Genomic DNA, 16,853 nt, shown 5'->3' with positions numbered 1-16,853 from the left:
GATGAAAATGTATTTTATCAATAAATGAATTGAAAAGAAATTAAGGAGAATGATGAAAAAATTTGATTTTATCAGAATGAAATATTTTCTCTATTGTTTGGTTAAAAGAAGTGGTTTTGACCATGCAAGGTTTATAAAAAAGCACAATTGTTTTAATGCAATGGGTGAGAATTGTTTTTTTCAGCCGTACAACCTTCCGGCAGATTCTCAATTTATTCGTTTTGGAAATAATGTGGTAGTTGCATCCGATGTGAGTTTTGTATGTCATGATGTAATCCATCATGTATTGAACCATCATCCGAAATTTACTGGGGAGTACAGCGTATATTGGGATGTTATTGATATAAAGGATAATGTGTTTATAGGAACTGGTTCTATCATATTGGGGGTATCACGATAGAATCGAATGTTATTATAGCGGCTGGTACAGTAGTAACTTCTAATGTTCCAGAAGGAAAGGTTGTCGGCGGTGTGCCAGCGAAAGTGATAGGAGAGTTTGATGAACTTGTCAAGAAAAGATTTATGTATAGTTGTTATTAGAATAATATGGGAAAAGAGGAAGTGTTGAGAAAGATATGGGAAAAAAAAGTATTGTCGTGAAAAAGGTCTTGATTTTAGGCGTTGCAGCTGTTCAGATGGATGCTATTTTACAGCTGAAAAAGATGGGATGTGAGACTTATGCTGTAGCTATGGCTAAAGATGGTCCGGGAGCCGATAAAGCTGACCATTTTGATATTATAAATGTTTTGGATGAAGAGAGACTAGAAAAATATATTTTGAATAATCAGATTGATGTCGTATATTCTACGGGCTCTGATCTTGCTATGCCCGTTGCCAGTCGATTGAGTGAAAAATTGAATCTGCCACATTTTGTTTCATCGGAAACAGCATATATTTGTAATCATAAGAACATAATGCGAGAAAAATTGACACAGGATTGCAAGGGAAATATTCCGTATCAAGTATTAAATTCAATCCAGAAAGTTACAGTGGGTTTTCCTGCTATATTGAAACCTTCTGATGCACAGGGACAGCGGGGAATATACTTAATTCATTCACAAGAAGAGTTTGAAAAGTATTTTGAGAGTACTAGACAGTTTTCTAAAGAAAAAAAAGTTATTATAGAAAAATATGTAGATGGTCCGGAAATTTCTGTTAATGGATATATAGTTAATGAAGAGCTAAAATATCTTATTATTTCTGATCGTGAGACATGGCCAAAGTATACAGGGTTAATTCATAAACATATTGTTCCAAGTAGGGTAGTAAATGAAAAAAATGGAAAAGAAATACAGGATATTATCAAGAATGCTTGTCATAGAGTTGGTATAAAAAATGGTCCGGTATATTTTCAAATGAAAATAGAGAAAGGTCATCCTTATATTATTGAAATGACTCCAAGATTAGATGGTTGTCATATGTGGAATATTCTGGAGAAAGCTACAGGTGTGAATCTAATGAAGTTAGTGTTTGAACATTTGCTTTATGACAAAATCACTGAGTTAGAAAAAAAGTGGGATATCAGGCCTATGGAATTGGTATTCTGGTGTCAGGAACCACATTCGTATATGAATAGAACTGCATTGAAGCTGCCTAAAGATGCTATAGAATATTTTTACTATTATGAAAATGGCGATTATATTAGGCCGGTCAATGGAAGATATGACAAGGTTGGGTATTATATTAGAAAATTGTAGAATGAAGGGTAGGAGTGAATATGAAAGTTGCTGTTACTGGAGCGACTGGTTTAGTAGGGCGAAAGGCAGTGGATTGTTTAAAAAACGGTGGATTTGAGGTTGTTCCGTTAACACGTAATGTGAAAGAAGGTTATGTATCAACTGATTATGGGGTTGAAAGTCTTACTGCTATTTTTAAAGATGTAGATGCCGTTGTACATTTGGCAGCCAGACGAGAGGGAAATTGCAGAACATATGAAGACTTTCAGTCAAATGAAAATCTTACTGAAAATATATTGCTTGCGATGAAAAATAGTGATAAGTGCAATAGAATTATTTACATGTCATCCATTTCTGTTTATTCAGGAGAAAAAGATTTACCATGGGATGAAGAAGTATTACCGAAGCCAAAGGGATTTTATGGTTTAAGCAAATTGGTCTGTGAACATCTATGTGGGATATATCAAAGATTTGGAATTAATTATACAATTTTACGTTGTGCACATATACTTGGAATTGAAGAAAAAGGCTACATGTTGTCTAAATTTATGTCTGGGGCATATAATCATAAGCAAATATGTGTAATTGGAAAAAGTGTTGCAAAGCGTGAGTTTATATATGTGAAAGATGTGGCGAATGCTATAGCATGGGCGTTGACATCAAATGAGAGTATTAATCAGACATTTAATCTTGGATATGGAAAGGGATATACAAATTTACAAATTGCTGTACTTATCAATCAAGCCTTTGGTAATGAAGGGAATCTTCAATACAAATCTGATGTATCAGAAGGAATTCAATCGTCATATACAAATGTGAGCAAAATATATAGTGCTGGTTTTAAACCTCAATTTTCAATTGAGACATCAATGAAAGATTTGTACCAAGAATATTGTGGGATACAACAACGATAATATTCAATAGTAAAAGTAGTTTTGTTGTTTGAAAAGGATGTATATTAATGTATAAAAAAATCATTAAAAGAATAATGGATATTACAATATCGATAGTGGCTTTACCCTTTTTTCTGTTGGTTTCAATTCCGATAGCTATTGCAATCAAGTTAGATGATGGAGGAAGTGTATTTTATATAAGTGAGCGGTATGGAATCCATATGAAGAAATTTGGGATGATAAAATTTCGTACAATGAAAATGAATGCCCCTGATATTAGAAATAAAGATGGAAGCACATTTAATTCGGCTACGGACCGTCGGTTAACGAAAATTGGTGGTGTTCTTAGGAAGACAAGCCTGGATGAGCTTCCACAGCTCATTAATGTGCTAATTGGGGATATGAGTTTAATTGGGCCGAGGCCAAGTCCTATGGGAAATGAGGCTACATATACAAAGTATATAAAGAAAAAATTTGAAGTAAAACCAGGTGTGACCGGATATAATCAAGCGTTGCTCCGTAATACGGCAACACTTGAGGAAAGATATAGTAATGATGTGTATTATTCAGAACACGTCACATTTTTATTTGATATAAAGATATTTTTTATGACTATTAAGAGTGTTTTAAGACGACAGAATATTTATAATTCCTAGTCGGAGGGTGCCATATTTAAGGCGGATAAGTTTTTACTGATTAGAATATATGGAGGTTTTTGGAATGCAGTTGCGACTGATGATTTTAATTACAAATTATTTTCCTTTTTATAAAGGGGAAGAATATCTTGAAAATGAGATAAATATTGCCTCTGAAAATTTTGATAAAATTCTTATTATTCCGACTATGATAGACGATAGAATGAACCAGACTAGAACGATCCCCTCTAATGTTGAGATATTAAAAATAAACGTGGATTGTTCTATACATGGCAAAATAAAGATGATCTTTCATGAGGCTATTAATGTAGCTACTAAAACAAAATGGATTGAAGTGATTCGCAGAGAGACTGGTATTAATCCAAAAAAAATAGGTTACTATTTTTATTATTTATGTAGAACAGAGTATGTTTACCGACTTATATCTAATGATATTAATTTTAATAGAATTGTAAAAAAAATTAAAAATATAATTTTATATAGTTATTGGATGCATATTACAGCAAGTGTTGCCGCTAGGTTAAAAGATAGATTTTTTCATGATAAAATCAAATGTATTACTAGAGGACATCGATATGATTTATATGAATATGCGGCTCCGTGTGGTTTTGTACCGGATCGATATTATATGCTGAAACAGATGGATGCAGTTTATCCATGCTCTGAGGATGGAGCAGCATACATCCGCAAATATTTTCCAGAATACTGTAACAAAGTTTCTGTACAGCGTTTAGGTACTAATAGGCATGAACAGGTATCATGTAGCAGAACTCCTATTTTTCATCTGGTTTCTTGCTCGGTGATTCGCAAAGTGAAACGTTTAGATAAAATTGTAGCAGTAATTGTTGACTTATTAAATAAAGGGTATTTCATAAAATGGACACATCTTGGAGGAGGACCTGAGTTCAATAATATAAAAAAAGTAATAACAGAGACTTTACCATCAGAAAGTTTTTGCTTGATGGGACAAATGAAAAATCAGGATATTATTAAGTGGTATATGTCTAATGCTGTTTCTTGCTTTATAAATCTATCTGATTCAGAAGGTGTGCCTGTTGCAATAATGGAAGCAATGTCTTTTGGAATACCAATTGTTGCAACAGATGTTGGAGGAAGTAGGGAGATAGTCTTAAACGGTAAAAACGGTTATTTAGTAAGTCGAGACAGTTCTATAAAGGCTATTTCAAAGTGCTTGGAAGATATAATTCTTATGGAAGAAGGTAATTATAATTCGCTTTGTAAAAATAGTTTTAAAATTTGGGATGAGCGTTCAAACGCTAAGAAACTGTATGAAATGTTTTATATACAGCTTCGCAATTTTCTGAATGAAAAATAAACTTTCATTTTGTAGTATTAAAAAAAGCAAAATATGATAGAAAGTTTAAAATTATAGGGAGAGGGAAAAATGAATCATGTAGTTGATGTGATTGTACCAGTTTATAATGTAAAAAATTATTTAATTAAATGTATAGATAGTTTGTTGAATCAGAATACAGTATGCAGCTATGGAATAATTTTAGTTGATGATGGGTCAACAGATGGCAGTGACAAAATATGCGATATATTTGCGAAAAGGTTTCCGTATATGATTAATGTAATACATAAAAAAAATGGAGGACTTTCAGAAGCCAGAAATTATGGAGTAAAATTTTCGAATGCACAATATATCATTTTTGTTGACTCAGATGATTATGTTGACGGCAGATTTATACAAAGTTTATATGATGCTTTAGTAAAAGAATCCGCTGATATGGTCGTCGCACCCATTTGTAAGGAATATGTAAATAAAGATGGTAGCATATGCAGAAGTCCTAGCCGTTATGCAAAAAAATTGATTATGAATACTAAAGAAGCATTAATCGAATTGTGTTATGAAAAGTATTATGGAAGTTATGCTGTTAGTAAAATAATAAAAACATCTATATTAAGAGAGATTTCATTTCCATTGGGGAAATATTTTGAAGATTCATTTACAATCTATAAATTTATTGCAAAATGTAAAAGAATAGTTTGCATTCCAGAGGAACATTATTATTATTTACAAAGGAATGGTAGTATACAACACCGTGAGTTTGAAACTAGGCACATGGATCTTGTATTCGCATCCGTAGAATTATTGCATTTTGCTATGAACTATAATGATGTTTCATTGACAGAAGCCGCAGAATATAAAGTGTGCAAATCTTTGCATATAACATTGCGCCATGCAATAGATACTCCTAATTTTAGCGATATATATAATTTATTGATTCCGTATTGTCGAAACTGTCTAAAAAATGTATTACATAACAAACGGGTTATATTTCATGAAAAAATAATTTTTATGTTAATGCTGTCAAATAAAAGTTTATATAAAATATTATTCAGAATAGTAAAAAGAAAGAGTGAAGAGCAATGAAAATAAAACCGCAAACTATAATGATAGTTATTATAGACTTAATTATTTTACTTTTAACATCTTTGCTTCAATTTAACATATTATTTTCTATGGTAATGATATTGTGTATTAGCGTTATTTATTTCTCGATTATTGATCTTAATAATAAAAGTATGCTCTTAGCTTTTGTTATATCTTTTTTTACTGTACTACTGGCGCGAGAAATGATGGAGGTTTTTTTTCAGTATCAAGTTGAGTCTTTTCCGGAGAAAGTTAACCAGCACACATATAGAGTGCTATTAATTAGTTTGAGTATAATTCTTTTATCTTATATGTTTTTCTATCATAGATTTAAATTAGATAATAAAAAAAATGGTCAATATGAAATGTCAATATTTTCTAAATCCGTACAAAATGTATCTTTATTCCTTTTTGTCATTTCTGCGTTATGTTCAATAGCATATTCTCTGGTTGTAGGAAGTGTTCTTATCAGTATTGGATATACAGGTACGTATACAATAGAGTTTGGAAATTATTTAAATGGCAATTTCTTATATATAATAATTAGTAAGGCAGAACAGACTACGGCCATATTTTTGTCGTTTTTCTATGCATCTATGCCGTCAAAAAGGAAATGCAGAATTGCTACCTGGTTATATATGATATATTTATGTACTACGTTGCTCTCAGGACAACGATCAACAGTAGTGCTCGGCTTTTTGTGGATTTTTATATATTATGCTTATCGGAATAAAAATGATACCGAGCAGTCATGGATTAGCAAGAGAATGCTATGTTTAATTGCATTATTAGTTCCTTTTGCAATAGTATTTTTGTCGCTCGTTTCTGCTTGGAGAGAGGGAATAAAAATATCTATAGATGGTTTATGGAATGAAATTCAAGATTTCTTTTATCAACAAGGAGTTAGTATTAATGTTATAAAACGTTCATTTCAATACGAGGCTCTATTGCCAGAAGGGAAATATTATTCGCTAGAATTTCTTTCGACTGGAGTAATTGGGAAAATTTTGGGCGCAGAACCATTTGTTGGCAATAGTGTTGAACATGCAACAAATGGTTTCAGCTTGGCACATGCGCTAAGCTATGTAACAATGAGAGGTGCTTATTTGACTGGTCGAGGAACTGGAACATCTTATATTGCGGAACTATTTCACGATTTTGGATATTTAGGAGTTGTTTTTGGCAATATTCTATATGGATATATTATTGCATCAATGTCTAAATTAAAAGGTAAAAATTTATTTATGACAGCAATAAAGCTTATCATTATTCAACAAATATTGTGGAGTCCTAGAGGTGGTTTTTCTGATTTTATTATAATATTAAATCGTCCAGCAACACTTATTGCAATATGTTTGATTTACATTATTGCCTCAATTCTTAATAGAAGGAAGGTGACTAAAGCGTCTGTAAATACAGTTCGCAGTTGGAGATGAATAAAGAAAATATTATTACTAAATCCATAAGCTGGTCATTCATATCAGAAGTAGCTGTTAAGTTTGTTTCACCAATCTCTAATATGATATTGGCAAGAATTTTATCTCCTGATGCATTTGGTGTAATTGCAATTTGTAATATGTTAATTAGCTTTATTGATTTGATTACGGATGCTGGTTTTGGAAAATTTTTGATACAACATGATTTTATAGATGAAGAAGAAAAGGAGCAATATGCAAATGTGTCTTTTTGGACTAATTTGCTAATTTCTTGTATAATTACTGTATTTATAATTTTTTTTCGTTCTTTAGTTGCAAAACTATTAGGAAATCCAGAATATGGGGATGTTATTGCTGTAGCCAGTATACAGCTTATTATTACATCAGTTTCTAGCGTACAGTTGGCATTATTTCGTAGAAATTTTGAGTTTTCCAAACTGTTTATTGTTAGAATTGCGGTGGCTTTTGTTCCGCTTTTTATCACCGTTCCATTAGCGATTTTTTTTAAGTCATATTGGGCTCTCGTTATTGGAAATTTATCAGGTGCAGCCATTAATGCTGTTTTATTAACCATTTTTTCTAGATGGAGACCCCAAATTTTTTATAAAATTTCGATTCTAGCAAATATGTTTAATTATAGTTTCTGGTCATTATGTGAAGCGTTAGCAAATTGGTGTATTTTCTGGATGGATACATTTATTGTAGGCCGTTTTTTTGGTGAATATGAATTGGGTCTATATAAGAATTCTACAAATATGGTTCAATCATTGATGGGAATGGTTTCATCAGCAGTAAGTCCTGTACTACTCTCTACATTATCCAGATTAAAAAAAATAAATAAGGATTATATGAAATCATTTTTTATAATACAAAACTTTGTTTTATGTTTAATTCTTCCTATGGGAATAGGGCTCTTTCTATATAGAAGAACGGCAACGATATTACTTTTTGGAAAACAGTGGATTGAAGCAGCTAATATTATCGGAGAATGGGGGGTGATGATGATGCTCAGCGTTATTTTTTATAGTTTGCCAGCAGAATTATATAAATCAATAGGGCTACCCAAATATCTGTTTTTATCCCAAATTATTTATTTGATGTGTATGGTTCCAATGTGTTACATTGGAGCATTGCACGGATTTTGGACAATGGTATTCTGCAGATGCTTTAGTATTGTATTTCAAATTGTTATTAGTATAGTGTTTCTTAAAATTTATTTTAAAATAAATTTACGAAAATATTTTTATACATTTTTATATCCTTGTATTGCAACCTTATGTATGACTATATTTTCTGTAATTTTTAACAGTTGGTTGAATGGAATTTTAGAAGACATACTGGGGATTGCTTTAAGTATAATTATATATCTTGCCGTACTCTTGACTGTTGCTAAGAAACAAATTAAAGAAAACTATCAATTTATAAAAACAAGAAAAATGTAATGGTTGTTGTCATTGTTAGGGGATACAAAAAATGAGAATGTGTGTTATATTGAGAAAAAGTGTGCTAAACGTAAAAGAGCAGGCAAACTCGTAAGAGTCTGCCCGTCAGATGTGTCGGTTGAAATTATTTACATCAGGATTTCTACCTGCTTTCTATAGTGGATCGGTTGTCAGGACAAAAAATTAAGATTTTTATAATAAATTGATATGATAGATAAGTCATAGGGAATAGGTGTAGGATGGTGGAATACTACCCTTTCCATATGCGTCAAACTGTATAAGACAACAACATTGCCAGATAAAATGAGAAATTTTCTCTCATCTTAACTTACTAAGAACAGTTTGTTTGCATGTGCCTGATTATATAGCTTTTCAAAGTCATTTGGCGACATGAAATTGCGATGCCTATAATCCGTTTAGTATTATAAAGAGCTTCAATATACTCGAAAATCAGACGATATGCCTGACGATAATCACGTATTTTAAACCGATTCAGCCATTCGTTTGATAAGCGTATGAAAACGATTCGATACATGCATTATCTCATGAAAGGCCTTTTTCGAGTAGCTGCACCGCAGGCTGGGGGATGTGGACAAAAAGTTGGACTCCACAAGGACTTCGAAAGGAGCTTAATTTAAAATGTATTTGCAAGAGAAAATTGATGTCTTTTTAAAAGTATATCATCAATGCGGATCGGTAAACACCATCATTCGAATCTTTGGTTATCCGACCAAGCAGGCACTTTACACATGGATAGTCAATGAAGGAGCGTCAAGTTGGAACGAAAACCCTTGAAACTGGCGAATACATCAGAGCATCCACAGCATCTGCATCCGATTTTTATCTATTACAAACTCAGATCAGAGGTATGCAGATGGAGATTGATATTTTAAAAGAGACGCTCAATGTTTTAAAAAAGATCCCGCATTGATCAGACAGCTTTCAAAAACAGGGAGAAGGAAGTGATTATCGATGCCCTGAGGAGTAAATATCCACTGCCTGATTGGTTGAATGGAGATTATGGGATTCTGGTGTTGGATTATGTGGTAGAAAATGTAAAAAGGTGGCAAAAATTATCCAGAGCTATACCGGCGTTGCCAATAAGCTGTGCAGCGGAAAATGGTGCTAGAATCTACATTAAAATGTAAGGAAGGTGTGATGAGAAATAACTTTATTGCATCAGTCGGTAAAACGGCAGTGAAAGGTTTCAGGGATAAAATCAAAGCCCTGGGGACACATAAGAAAACCGGGAACGAGATAGATATGATTGCAGTATTGCTGAATCCGACGATTAGAGGATGGATGAATTATCTTGGGAAATTTAATCAATTTGTCAGCGATGAAATATGTACTACAGTGTATTGAACGCAGACTGATAAAATGGGCAATGTGCAAGTATAAAAGCTTTCGTGGACGCAGACGAAGAGTGAAGAAATAGCTCTCGTCTATCAGAAAACGAGAGCCGGAGCTGTTTACTCATTGGAGCAGAATGTATTCGTATTGTTAAATGGATAAGAGCCGTATGAAGGGAGGCCTTCACGTGCGGTTCCGTGAGAAGTTTGAGGTAAAAGTCCTCTTATTTACTCGATTGAGAGGAAGTCGGCTGAACACCGACTCCTGCTCGATTAGTAATCATAATGAAATTATGTTGCCAACGAGATGATAATATTTAAGAAGAAATAGTGGTTTTCTCATTAATGTAGTGATAAAGTTTGATTCCTCAAAGAAGAACATGATTTAAAAATTAATGGGAAGAGTAAAAAAAGGAAGGTAAATATGTATACAAATGATTTAGATTTTCAGAAAGATTTACTTGTCCACAAGGTGTACTCGTCGTGGCAATTTATCACATATACGAGAAAAACTTAGAGATAGTTAACTATTGTTGCAATACGATAAATTCTACCATTGAAAAAATGATTGTGAAAACAACCCGATGGGAACAGGATTTATTTTCGGATTTTGTCGAGGAGACAATGTCTGATGGGCGAAAAGTAAAAAAGGTATTAGTGACTGCGGAAAACCAGCCTTCGTATGAATTGCGAGTTGAAGGAGAAAAAGTTGATTCTTAGTTTTTGTTTGACAAATTACTGAGAGATTTCTATCAATACAGTATGAATAGTTTTGATTCTATTAGACGGATTGCTGATGCGGGATTATTGGCAAATAAGGGGAAAAAGTAGACGCTGTGGATTTCCAAAGAATGTCTTCGACATTCGCACAGCAGACTTATAAAATAACTTTTCCAGAAACATCAAAATGGTTTGAAAATATTAGCGAATCTTCTGAGTTCAAGTATATTGAAGCCATTAATAATAGGACAAAGCACACAGCTGATATTGTGAATAAACTGTCAATGGGAATTTTAGGGAGCTCAAATACTACAGAGATTGGAGCATTTTTTAGAAAAGATGTTCAGCATGGTAAGAAAGAATTGGCAGATCAGTTACAGGCAACAATAGATTTTTTAAGTAAATCATGGGAAGAGTTTCTAGACTGCTTTTGTGATGAATTCCTATTGGACACATATACAGAGAATCGTGCGCATACAATCGGAGGTGTATATCAATAGAAACTGAATGATGAATCAAACTCGAATTTATCTTATGCTTTGATACAGACAGAAAATGATTTTGATAACATGCCCAATGAGATGTATGTGCTTTTGGCGCGTGAAGATGGAGATAAAGTGGCAGCTCATGTTTGTCCTTTTAAGAATATATTAATAAAGGGGAAAAGAATATTCTAGGTAGATATGTGGCTGAGGACGCAGTAGGAGAGGACTGTTTACTAGAATATAGAAAATATGTGAAGGACAAAGATATTACAGGTTGGGTTTGTCTTTTTCATGAACAGTGTAAGAATACACAATTCTATCGTAAAAATCCATTCTTTAATGTCGATATTGTGTTAAACGACGATGCTTTCTTGGCAATGTGTTCATTACCGATATGACATATCGGTATATGAGATAGCACTGCTGCGTGAGTATCATCAGAAAACAGCTTTTAGATTTGAAAATATCAGGGGATTAAAGGCCTTTATAATATATATAGAGTATTTAGATGATAAAGCGGCAAAATTATTTTCAAAAGAGCTCTATAAAGCAACACAGGAGGAGAAAGGGAACATTGCGCTCTCGGACGCATTAGCAAGATTTGTTATATTCCCAATAAGTGGAACCGGAATAGATAAATGTCTTGAACGACAAAGAGAGAATTTAAACGCTACCGCAATGAAGATTCTTCATACAATATTTTTTATAAAAGAAAGTAATAATATATATTGTGTTTTAAATTTATGTATGACGGATAACATGTCATTTTTGGTAAAAGGGTCTCAAAATATAGATTTTTATTCCGAAAAGATGCCATTAACATTGATAGATGAGAATGGAGACTCAGATACTTTGTAAATGAAGTTTGGGACATATTTTCTTCCCATTTAGATTTCAGCTAAATGGTGCAATGCAATTGGTTATGTTCTCATTATATGTAAATTCAGTATTTGCAAACACTCCCAGAGGAGGGATTGCAATTATAGTGGGATTTCTATTCCTATCATAGATCTGTGATAGGAAAACAGGGGAGAGAAAATAAGAAAGTCGCAGTAGCTGGTGCGGGTCATGTTGGCATTTCCATCACTTGAGAACGCCGAAATTGTGGTTATCGCCACGCCGACCAATTATGACAGCAAGAAGAATTTCTTCGATACTTCTGCTGTGGAAGCGGTCATTCAGTTGGTTATTGAGAATAATCCTGATGCAGTCATGGTAATTAAATCAACCATTCCGGTTGGATATACCGCCTCTGTCCGGGAGAAATACCATTGTGATAACATTATTTTCAGCCCGGAGTTTCTGCGGGAGTCCAAAGCGCTGTATGATAACCTGTATCCTTCCCGTATTATTGTCGGCACTGACGTGCAAAACGCCAGACTGGTGAAGGCAGCCAATACATTTGCCGGCCTGCTGCAGGAGGGGCCATTAAAGAAAATATCGACACCCTCATCATGGGATTTACCGAAGCGGAGGCGGTCAAGCTCTTTGCCAATACATATCTTGCCCTCCGGGTCAGCTATTTTAATGAGCTGGACACCTATGCGGAGATGAAGGGACTGAACACCCGGCAGATTATCGAGGGCGTCTGCCTGGATCCGCGTATCGGTTCCCATTACAATAACCCGTCCTTTGGTTACGGCGGCTACTGCCTGCCAAAGGACACCAAACAGCTGATGGCTAACTATCAGGATGTGCCGGAAAACCTCATTGAGGCAATCGTGGAGAGCAACCGGACCAGAAAGGATTTCATCGCGAACCGCGTGCTGGAGCTGGCCGGGGCTACGGAGCCAACAGCGAATACGACGCCAACATGGAAAAAGAGGTCGTCATCGGTGTATATCGCCTCACCATGAAGAGCAACTCTGATAACTTCCGTCAGAGCAGTATCCAGGGCGTCATGAAACGGATCAAAGCCAAAGGAGCTACGGTCATTGTTTATGAGCCGACGTTGGAAGACGGCAGTACATTTTTTGGCAGCCGCATCGTCAATGATCTGGAATCTTTCAAAGAGCAGAGTGCGGCCATTATCGCCAACCGCTATGACAGCTGTCTGGATGATGTGAAAGAGAAAGTATATACCAGAGATATTTTCAGGAGAGATTAATTGTAAAAACTGTCAATGGTATTAGAGTTGAGTTATACGAAAGATAGAAGTGTGTGATGTTTATATCTGAAGCCAGAGCAAAAGTTAGAGACGCTATCCTGTCGATACATCATTTTCCAGTTGGTATGGAATTATTCAGCGCATCTGATGAAGAGCAATGGCAGATCATCCGGACAAGTTTGTTGCATTTAAAAATCTTGTGAAAACCGGACGGATGGTAGAGTGGTGGAAGGCAACAGATGAATTAGCTCAGAAAGTGACGGTCGCGCTTTATAAGCAAATTACATGCAACGATGGAACAGCAAAAGCTACGGATGTATCAGTAACAGTAGAATTCCCCAAAGAAATATTGGCTTTTGATATAGATGATGTCAATGATATAAAAGAACCTAAGGCTCCTGAAAAGCCGCAGGATTTACAAGAGGTTGTCTATGAGAAAGCGCAAAAATCAGAGGTGGCTCTAAAAAATTTATATTCACAGTTGGAATTTATGAATGCATATTCTTCTGCAATATGGCCTACTATAACACCCACGATTTCCAGGGTTGATTTTGGCGAAAGCATAGATATTTCTGATAACGTTGTTGAGCTTGAATTGAAAGGCATTGTTCATACAAAATTTGGGTGGTTTTCTGGTATTCGAATTGTACCGATGGTGAAAGGTACATTTAAAGCGAAAGTCATATTAATGTGTGTGGAATATGAGAAGCCGGATGAAACAGAGATTACATTTGTGTGCGAGTGATGCTGGCCTATTGTAAGCACCTAATCTCCCGTACGAATTCCCAGTTTCGGATTTCTGTGCTATAATTCATAAGCAAGCATTTTGACCTATTTTTTGCCGGAGAACAAGCGTTTTACTTTATTTATGGGAAGTATCTTATGCGAGCAAAACTTATTCTAACTTGAGGAACTGGTACTGGAATGCTGCCAGAGTGGACTCTCTGACTATCGTTGGTGTCTGAGAGATTAATAATAGAATCAGTAATTGACTAATGATTAATTCATCAAGAAATACGAGGAGGTTCGATATGCCAAATAATTCATTAGAACTTAAACAATTTGTTAATGATGCTGAGTTTATAGAGAATATGAATAGGGCATTTTCTGACTTAAGAGCAGATTATGAATTATCAATGGATTCTTCTTATGAAAAGATCAAAGAGTTACAGGCGTTGCATGTGGATGTGAAAAATCATTTATCTGATTTAACAAGTTGGTCACGAAATTCCAGTGGTGTTATTTCTGGATTAAGAGGAACAGGGAAGACACATTTAATGATGTTGGCGCGAAGAAATTTAAATTCTACACTCTGGGATAGTGAGCATAATAATATATGCATATATTTGAATTTGAAGCGTTTATGCTTACCTGAGAAATTCGATCAGGATTTATTCAATAGAGTTTTTAGCGTATTTATTTACGATGAAGTTTCAAAACAATTATTAAAAATTCTATCTGAGTTGCTTGACGAGGGAAAGCTGCATAAATTTCTTTTCTTTTTTAAATCGAAGAAAGTAAAGATTAAAGAAAAATTGGAAAAAGCTATTTTAACTTTATATGAATTAAAACAGATTGCACATAGTGGTAATGAACGGTTTTCGGAGTTGGATGTCGGCTCCTTAGAGTCAGAAAATTATGAACGATCATTACATGAATTTTCTGATAATTTAAATGCAGTGTTTGCTACTGCTAAGACGAAAATTTCTCTGGACTTATCGAGTAAAATTACGGAAGAAATAGATAATAAATTAAAAACAGATAATACATATTTGCAATATCTCAATATTAAAAGTGTAAGAGAACAAATGATTTCTTTGGTATCATTATTGGAAGTAGACAGTATAACTTTTTATGTAGATGAGTGGGAAAAAATCAGCTATAATTCTGATATTCAAAAATATGTGGCTTTCTTTATTGATAGAATCATTGATACACCCATTTATTTTTGGATTAGTATAGTTCCTTATAGAGGATATTTGTATGCTCTTGATAATGGTGCGGATTTACAACACCAGATAAATCTTGATGATAGTTTGGTTTTTGAATCTTCTTTTGCGGATAGAACGCTGTGCATGAACTATTTTAAGGAGTTAATAAACAGACGTCTGAGTTATTATTTTGAAAATCCACAAATCAATTTTGATCTTTTATTTAACAACAATGCTAATTTTGAAAAATTAGTGTTGGCCAGTATGGGGAATACACGTGATTTTGGTACTATGTTATTAAAATGTTGGTCTGAATATCAGTCTTATAGAAATTCTCCATTGACTCAGGGACGACCATTTAAGTATATTTCTTTGCAAATGGTTACAGAAGCTATTAAAGAGAATGGTGATAAAAAAATTAGTAATTTAAATAATGATAATAATACTTTAGCGGTTTGGAATGATATTCTGCATTTTTGCTTGTTAAAGAAATCCAGTCACTTTGCCATAAAAGAGTCGCGAACAGAATTAGAATGCTTGAGAAAACCAGAATTTTCGAATTTAATATATCATAGGTTGCTCCATTTTAGAAAAGCACATGTTCCTACCAAGGATGGAAGATTAACAGATAAATTGTCAATTTATGCCATTAATTATGCTTGTAGTTATAATTTGCATTCTGAAAGAAAAATATCGTATATAACAGAGTATAAAACAATACATGATCGTGTTAGAAGATATATTTATCAGCCTTCAAAAGTATTGCAGGATCTTCAGATTAAAAGTGGAGAGATTTTTCCGTGTGTTAATTGTGGTGAGGCAATCAATATTAAAAGAATGATAGCGGCTTGGGAAACAAATACTTGCCCGTTTTGTGGTAAAAAGATTAGGGATGAGGTTGATTGAATTTCAGGTGAGAGGTAAATTTGGCAAACGTATCCGGGGATATTTTAGAAAATTGGATAAGTGCCCTGTTAGATGTGCTTATGAAACTGGTGCGTGTTTATTGACTATATATCTGATTAGAGTTATAATAAATCATATTGTTTGGTGATTTTTTATAAATATATGATTTATAGAATGGATAAAAATGAAATGTATACTAAAAAAGATATAAAATATTTACAGGAATATAAGAAGAAAGTAGCTAAAAATTTGGCAAGTCAATTAAATATTACAGTAGAAGTGGCTGACAAAGTTTTGAAATTACTTGAAACGGAGGATTTGCTAAGAATAGAAGCTCCCGAACCTGAAGAACGATCTGCAACGGTATTAATAACAGATAAGCGTTTGATGAAGAATGAACTCGGTATTACGAGTCATAAAGTGGGAAATATCATTTTAAATGCTTATCTGGATTGGAAAGAGTTGGCATTTGTCGTGCTTTCTTCTATTGGAACAGGAGCGGCAATGGAAAATGAACACCCTTTTTTGACAGTGGTTAATATTATGTCGGCTGTTCTTTCCGCGTCAGCTCTTACTGATATTAAAATTTCAGAAAATGGAACAGCGATTATATTAGCGCTGCAAAAACATAAAAAACATAAGGTGTATACTGCTACGGAGAAACTATGTAAGAAAGAGGCTAATGAAATACTTACGCTTTATGGATATGATGAAATGGATGATAGAACATTTCAAAATGAGATTACGAGATTAATTAAGTATCGATGCATTGAAAAGAACAATAGTATGATTCATTTGAGAGAAAAAGTGATTTCCCATTATTAATTTAGAAGAATAAATGTGGGGGAAGA

17 protein-coding genes and 1 pseudogene are annotated in these 16,853 nt (G+C 33.9%); all 18 read left to right on the top strand.

The features are described from left to right. Positions 1–49 precede the first annotated feature (49 nt). The 18 genes and pseudogenes from B5E53_RS07895 to B5E53_RS07820 all read left to right on the top strand — a co-directional run bounded on the left by B5E53_RS07895 (position 50) and on the right by B5E53_RS07820 (position 16,827). On the top strand, positions 50–400 hold the full coding sequence (locus tag B5E53_RS07895; protein WP_140401463.1) for a hypothetical protein: 351 nt from the start codon (positions 50–52) through the stop codon (positions 398–400). A 175-nt stretch (positions 401–575) separates the two neighbouring features. Then, positions 576–1,697 (top strand): ATP-grasp domain-containing protein, encoded by a 1,122-nt coding sequence (locus B5E53_RS07890; protein WP_204245506.1) that lies wholly within the window; start codon positions 576–578, stop codon positions 1,695–1,697. 20 nt (positions 1,698–1,717) lie between these two features. After that, positions 1,718–2,590 carry an NAD(P)-dependent oxidoreductase gene (locus tag B5E53_RS07885; protein ID WP_087313844.1) on the top strand — a complete coding sequence of 291 codons (873 nt, stop codon included), beginning with the start codon at positions 1,718–1,720 and terminating at the stop codon, positions 2,588–2,590. A 47-nt stretch (positions 2,591–2,637) separates the two neighbouring features. Continuing rightward, on the top strand, positions 2,638–3,225 hold the full coding sequence (locus B5E53_RS07880) for a sugar transferase (RefSeq protein ID WP_087313842.1): 588 nt from the start codon (positions 2,638–2,640) through the stop codon (positions 3,223–3,225). Positions 3,226–3,289: 64 nt separating this feature from the next. After that, positions 3,290–4,561: a glycosyltransferase gene (locus B5E53_RS07875; protein ID WP_162611845.1), complete on the top strand. Its 1,272-nt coding sequence runs from the start codon at positions 3,290–3,292 to the stop codon at positions 4,559–4,561. A gap of 69 nt (positions 4,562–4,630) precedes the next feature. Next, complete coding sequence (locus tag B5E53_RS07870; protein ID WP_087313838.1) at positions 4,631–5,623, top strand: glycosyltransferase family A protein; 993 nt, start codon at positions 4,631–4,633, stop codon at positions 5,621–5,623. Next, the gene (locus tag B5E53_RS07865; protein ID WP_087313836.1) at positions 5,620–7,059 is read left to right on the top strand and encodes an O-antigen polysaccharide polymerase Wzy family protein; all 1,440 of its coding nucleotides are present in this window, start codon (positions 5,620–5,622) and stop codon (positions 7,057–7,059) included. Before B5E53_RS07870 ends, B5E53_RS07865 begins: the two co-directional genes overlap by 4 nt. Further along, entirely contained in the window at positions 7,056–8,501 is a 1,446-nt protein-coding gene (locus B5E53_RS07860; protein WP_140401462.1) for a lipopolysaccharide biosynthesis protein, read from the top strand. Before B5E53_RS07865 ends, B5E53_RS07860 begins: the two co-directional genes overlap by 4 nt. Before the next feature lie 760 nt (positions 8,502–9,261). After that, complete coding sequence (locus B5E53_RS19200) at positions 9,262–9,432, top strand: hypothetical protein (protein ID WP_162611844.1); 171 nt, start codon at positions 9,262–9,264, stop codon at positions 9,430–9,432. A gap of 31 nt (positions 9,433–9,463) precedes the next feature. Then, entirely contained in the window at positions 9,464–9,649 is a 186-nt protein-coding gene (locus B5E53_RS19195; protein ID WP_162611843.1) for a hypothetical protein, read from the top strand. Between the two features lie 10 nt (positions 9,650–9,659). After that, positions 9,660–9,866, top strand: coding sequence for a group II intron maturase-specific domain-containing protein (locus tag B5E53_RS19705; RefSeq protein ID WP_242963574.1), 207 nt, complete (start codon positions 9,660–9,662; stop codon positions 9,864–9,866). A gap of 470 nt (positions 9,867–10,336) precedes the next feature. After that, positions 10,337–10,573 carry a hypothetical protein gene (locus tag B5E53_RS19190; protein WP_162611842.1) on the top strand — a complete coding sequence of 79 codons (237 nt, stop codon included), beginning with the start codon at positions 10,337–10,339 and terminating at the stop codon, positions 10,571–10,573. Between the two features lie 131 nt (positions 10,574–10,704). Beyond that, a complete protein-coding gene (locus B5E53_RS07845) occupies positions 10,705–11,073 on the top strand; it encodes a hypothetical protein (RefSeq protein WP_087313831.1) in 369 nt (122 codons plus the stop codon). A gap of 348 nt (positions 11,074–11,421) precedes the next feature. Continuing rightward, complete coding sequence (locus tag B5E53_RS07840; protein WP_087313828.1) at positions 11,422–11,916, top strand: hypothetical protein; 495 nt, start codon at positions 11,422–11,424, stop codon at positions 11,914–11,916. Between the two features lie 231 nt (positions 11,917–12,147). Continuing rightward, positions 12,148–13,165: pseudogene (locus B5E53_RS07835) on the top strand (nucleotide sugar dehydrogenase); the annotation flags it as partial. Positions 13,166–13,322: 157 nt separating this feature from the next. Then, positions 13,323–13,910: a hypothetical protein gene (locus tag B5E53_RS07830; RefSeq protein ID WP_087313826.1), complete on the top strand. Its 588-nt coding sequence runs from the start codon at positions 13,323–13,325 to the stop codon at positions 13,908–13,910. A 286-nt stretch (positions 13,911–14,196) separates the two neighbouring features. Then, positions 14,197–16,002 carry a hypothetical protein gene (locus B5E53_RS07825; RefSeq protein ID WP_087313824.1) on the top strand — a complete coding sequence of 602 codons (1,806 nt, stop codon included), beginning with the start codon at positions 14,197–14,199 and terminating at the stop codon, positions 16,000–16,002. Between the two features lie 174 nt (positions 16,003–16,176). Continuing rightward, positions 16,177–16,827, top strand: coding sequence for a hypothetical protein (locus B5E53_RS07820; protein ID WP_140401460.1), 651 nt, complete (start codon positions 16,177–16,179; stop codon positions 16,825–16,827). Positions 16,828–16,853: the final 26 nt, after the last annotated feature.

It is taken from the genome of Eubacterium sp. An11, assembly GCF_002161065.1.
GTDB classification, from domain to species: domain Bacteria; phylum Bacillota; class Clostridia; order Lachnospirales; family Lachnospiraceae; genus Anaerobutyricum; species Anaerobutyricum faecale.
This window is presented reverse-complemented; position numbering and strand designations above follow the sequence as displayed.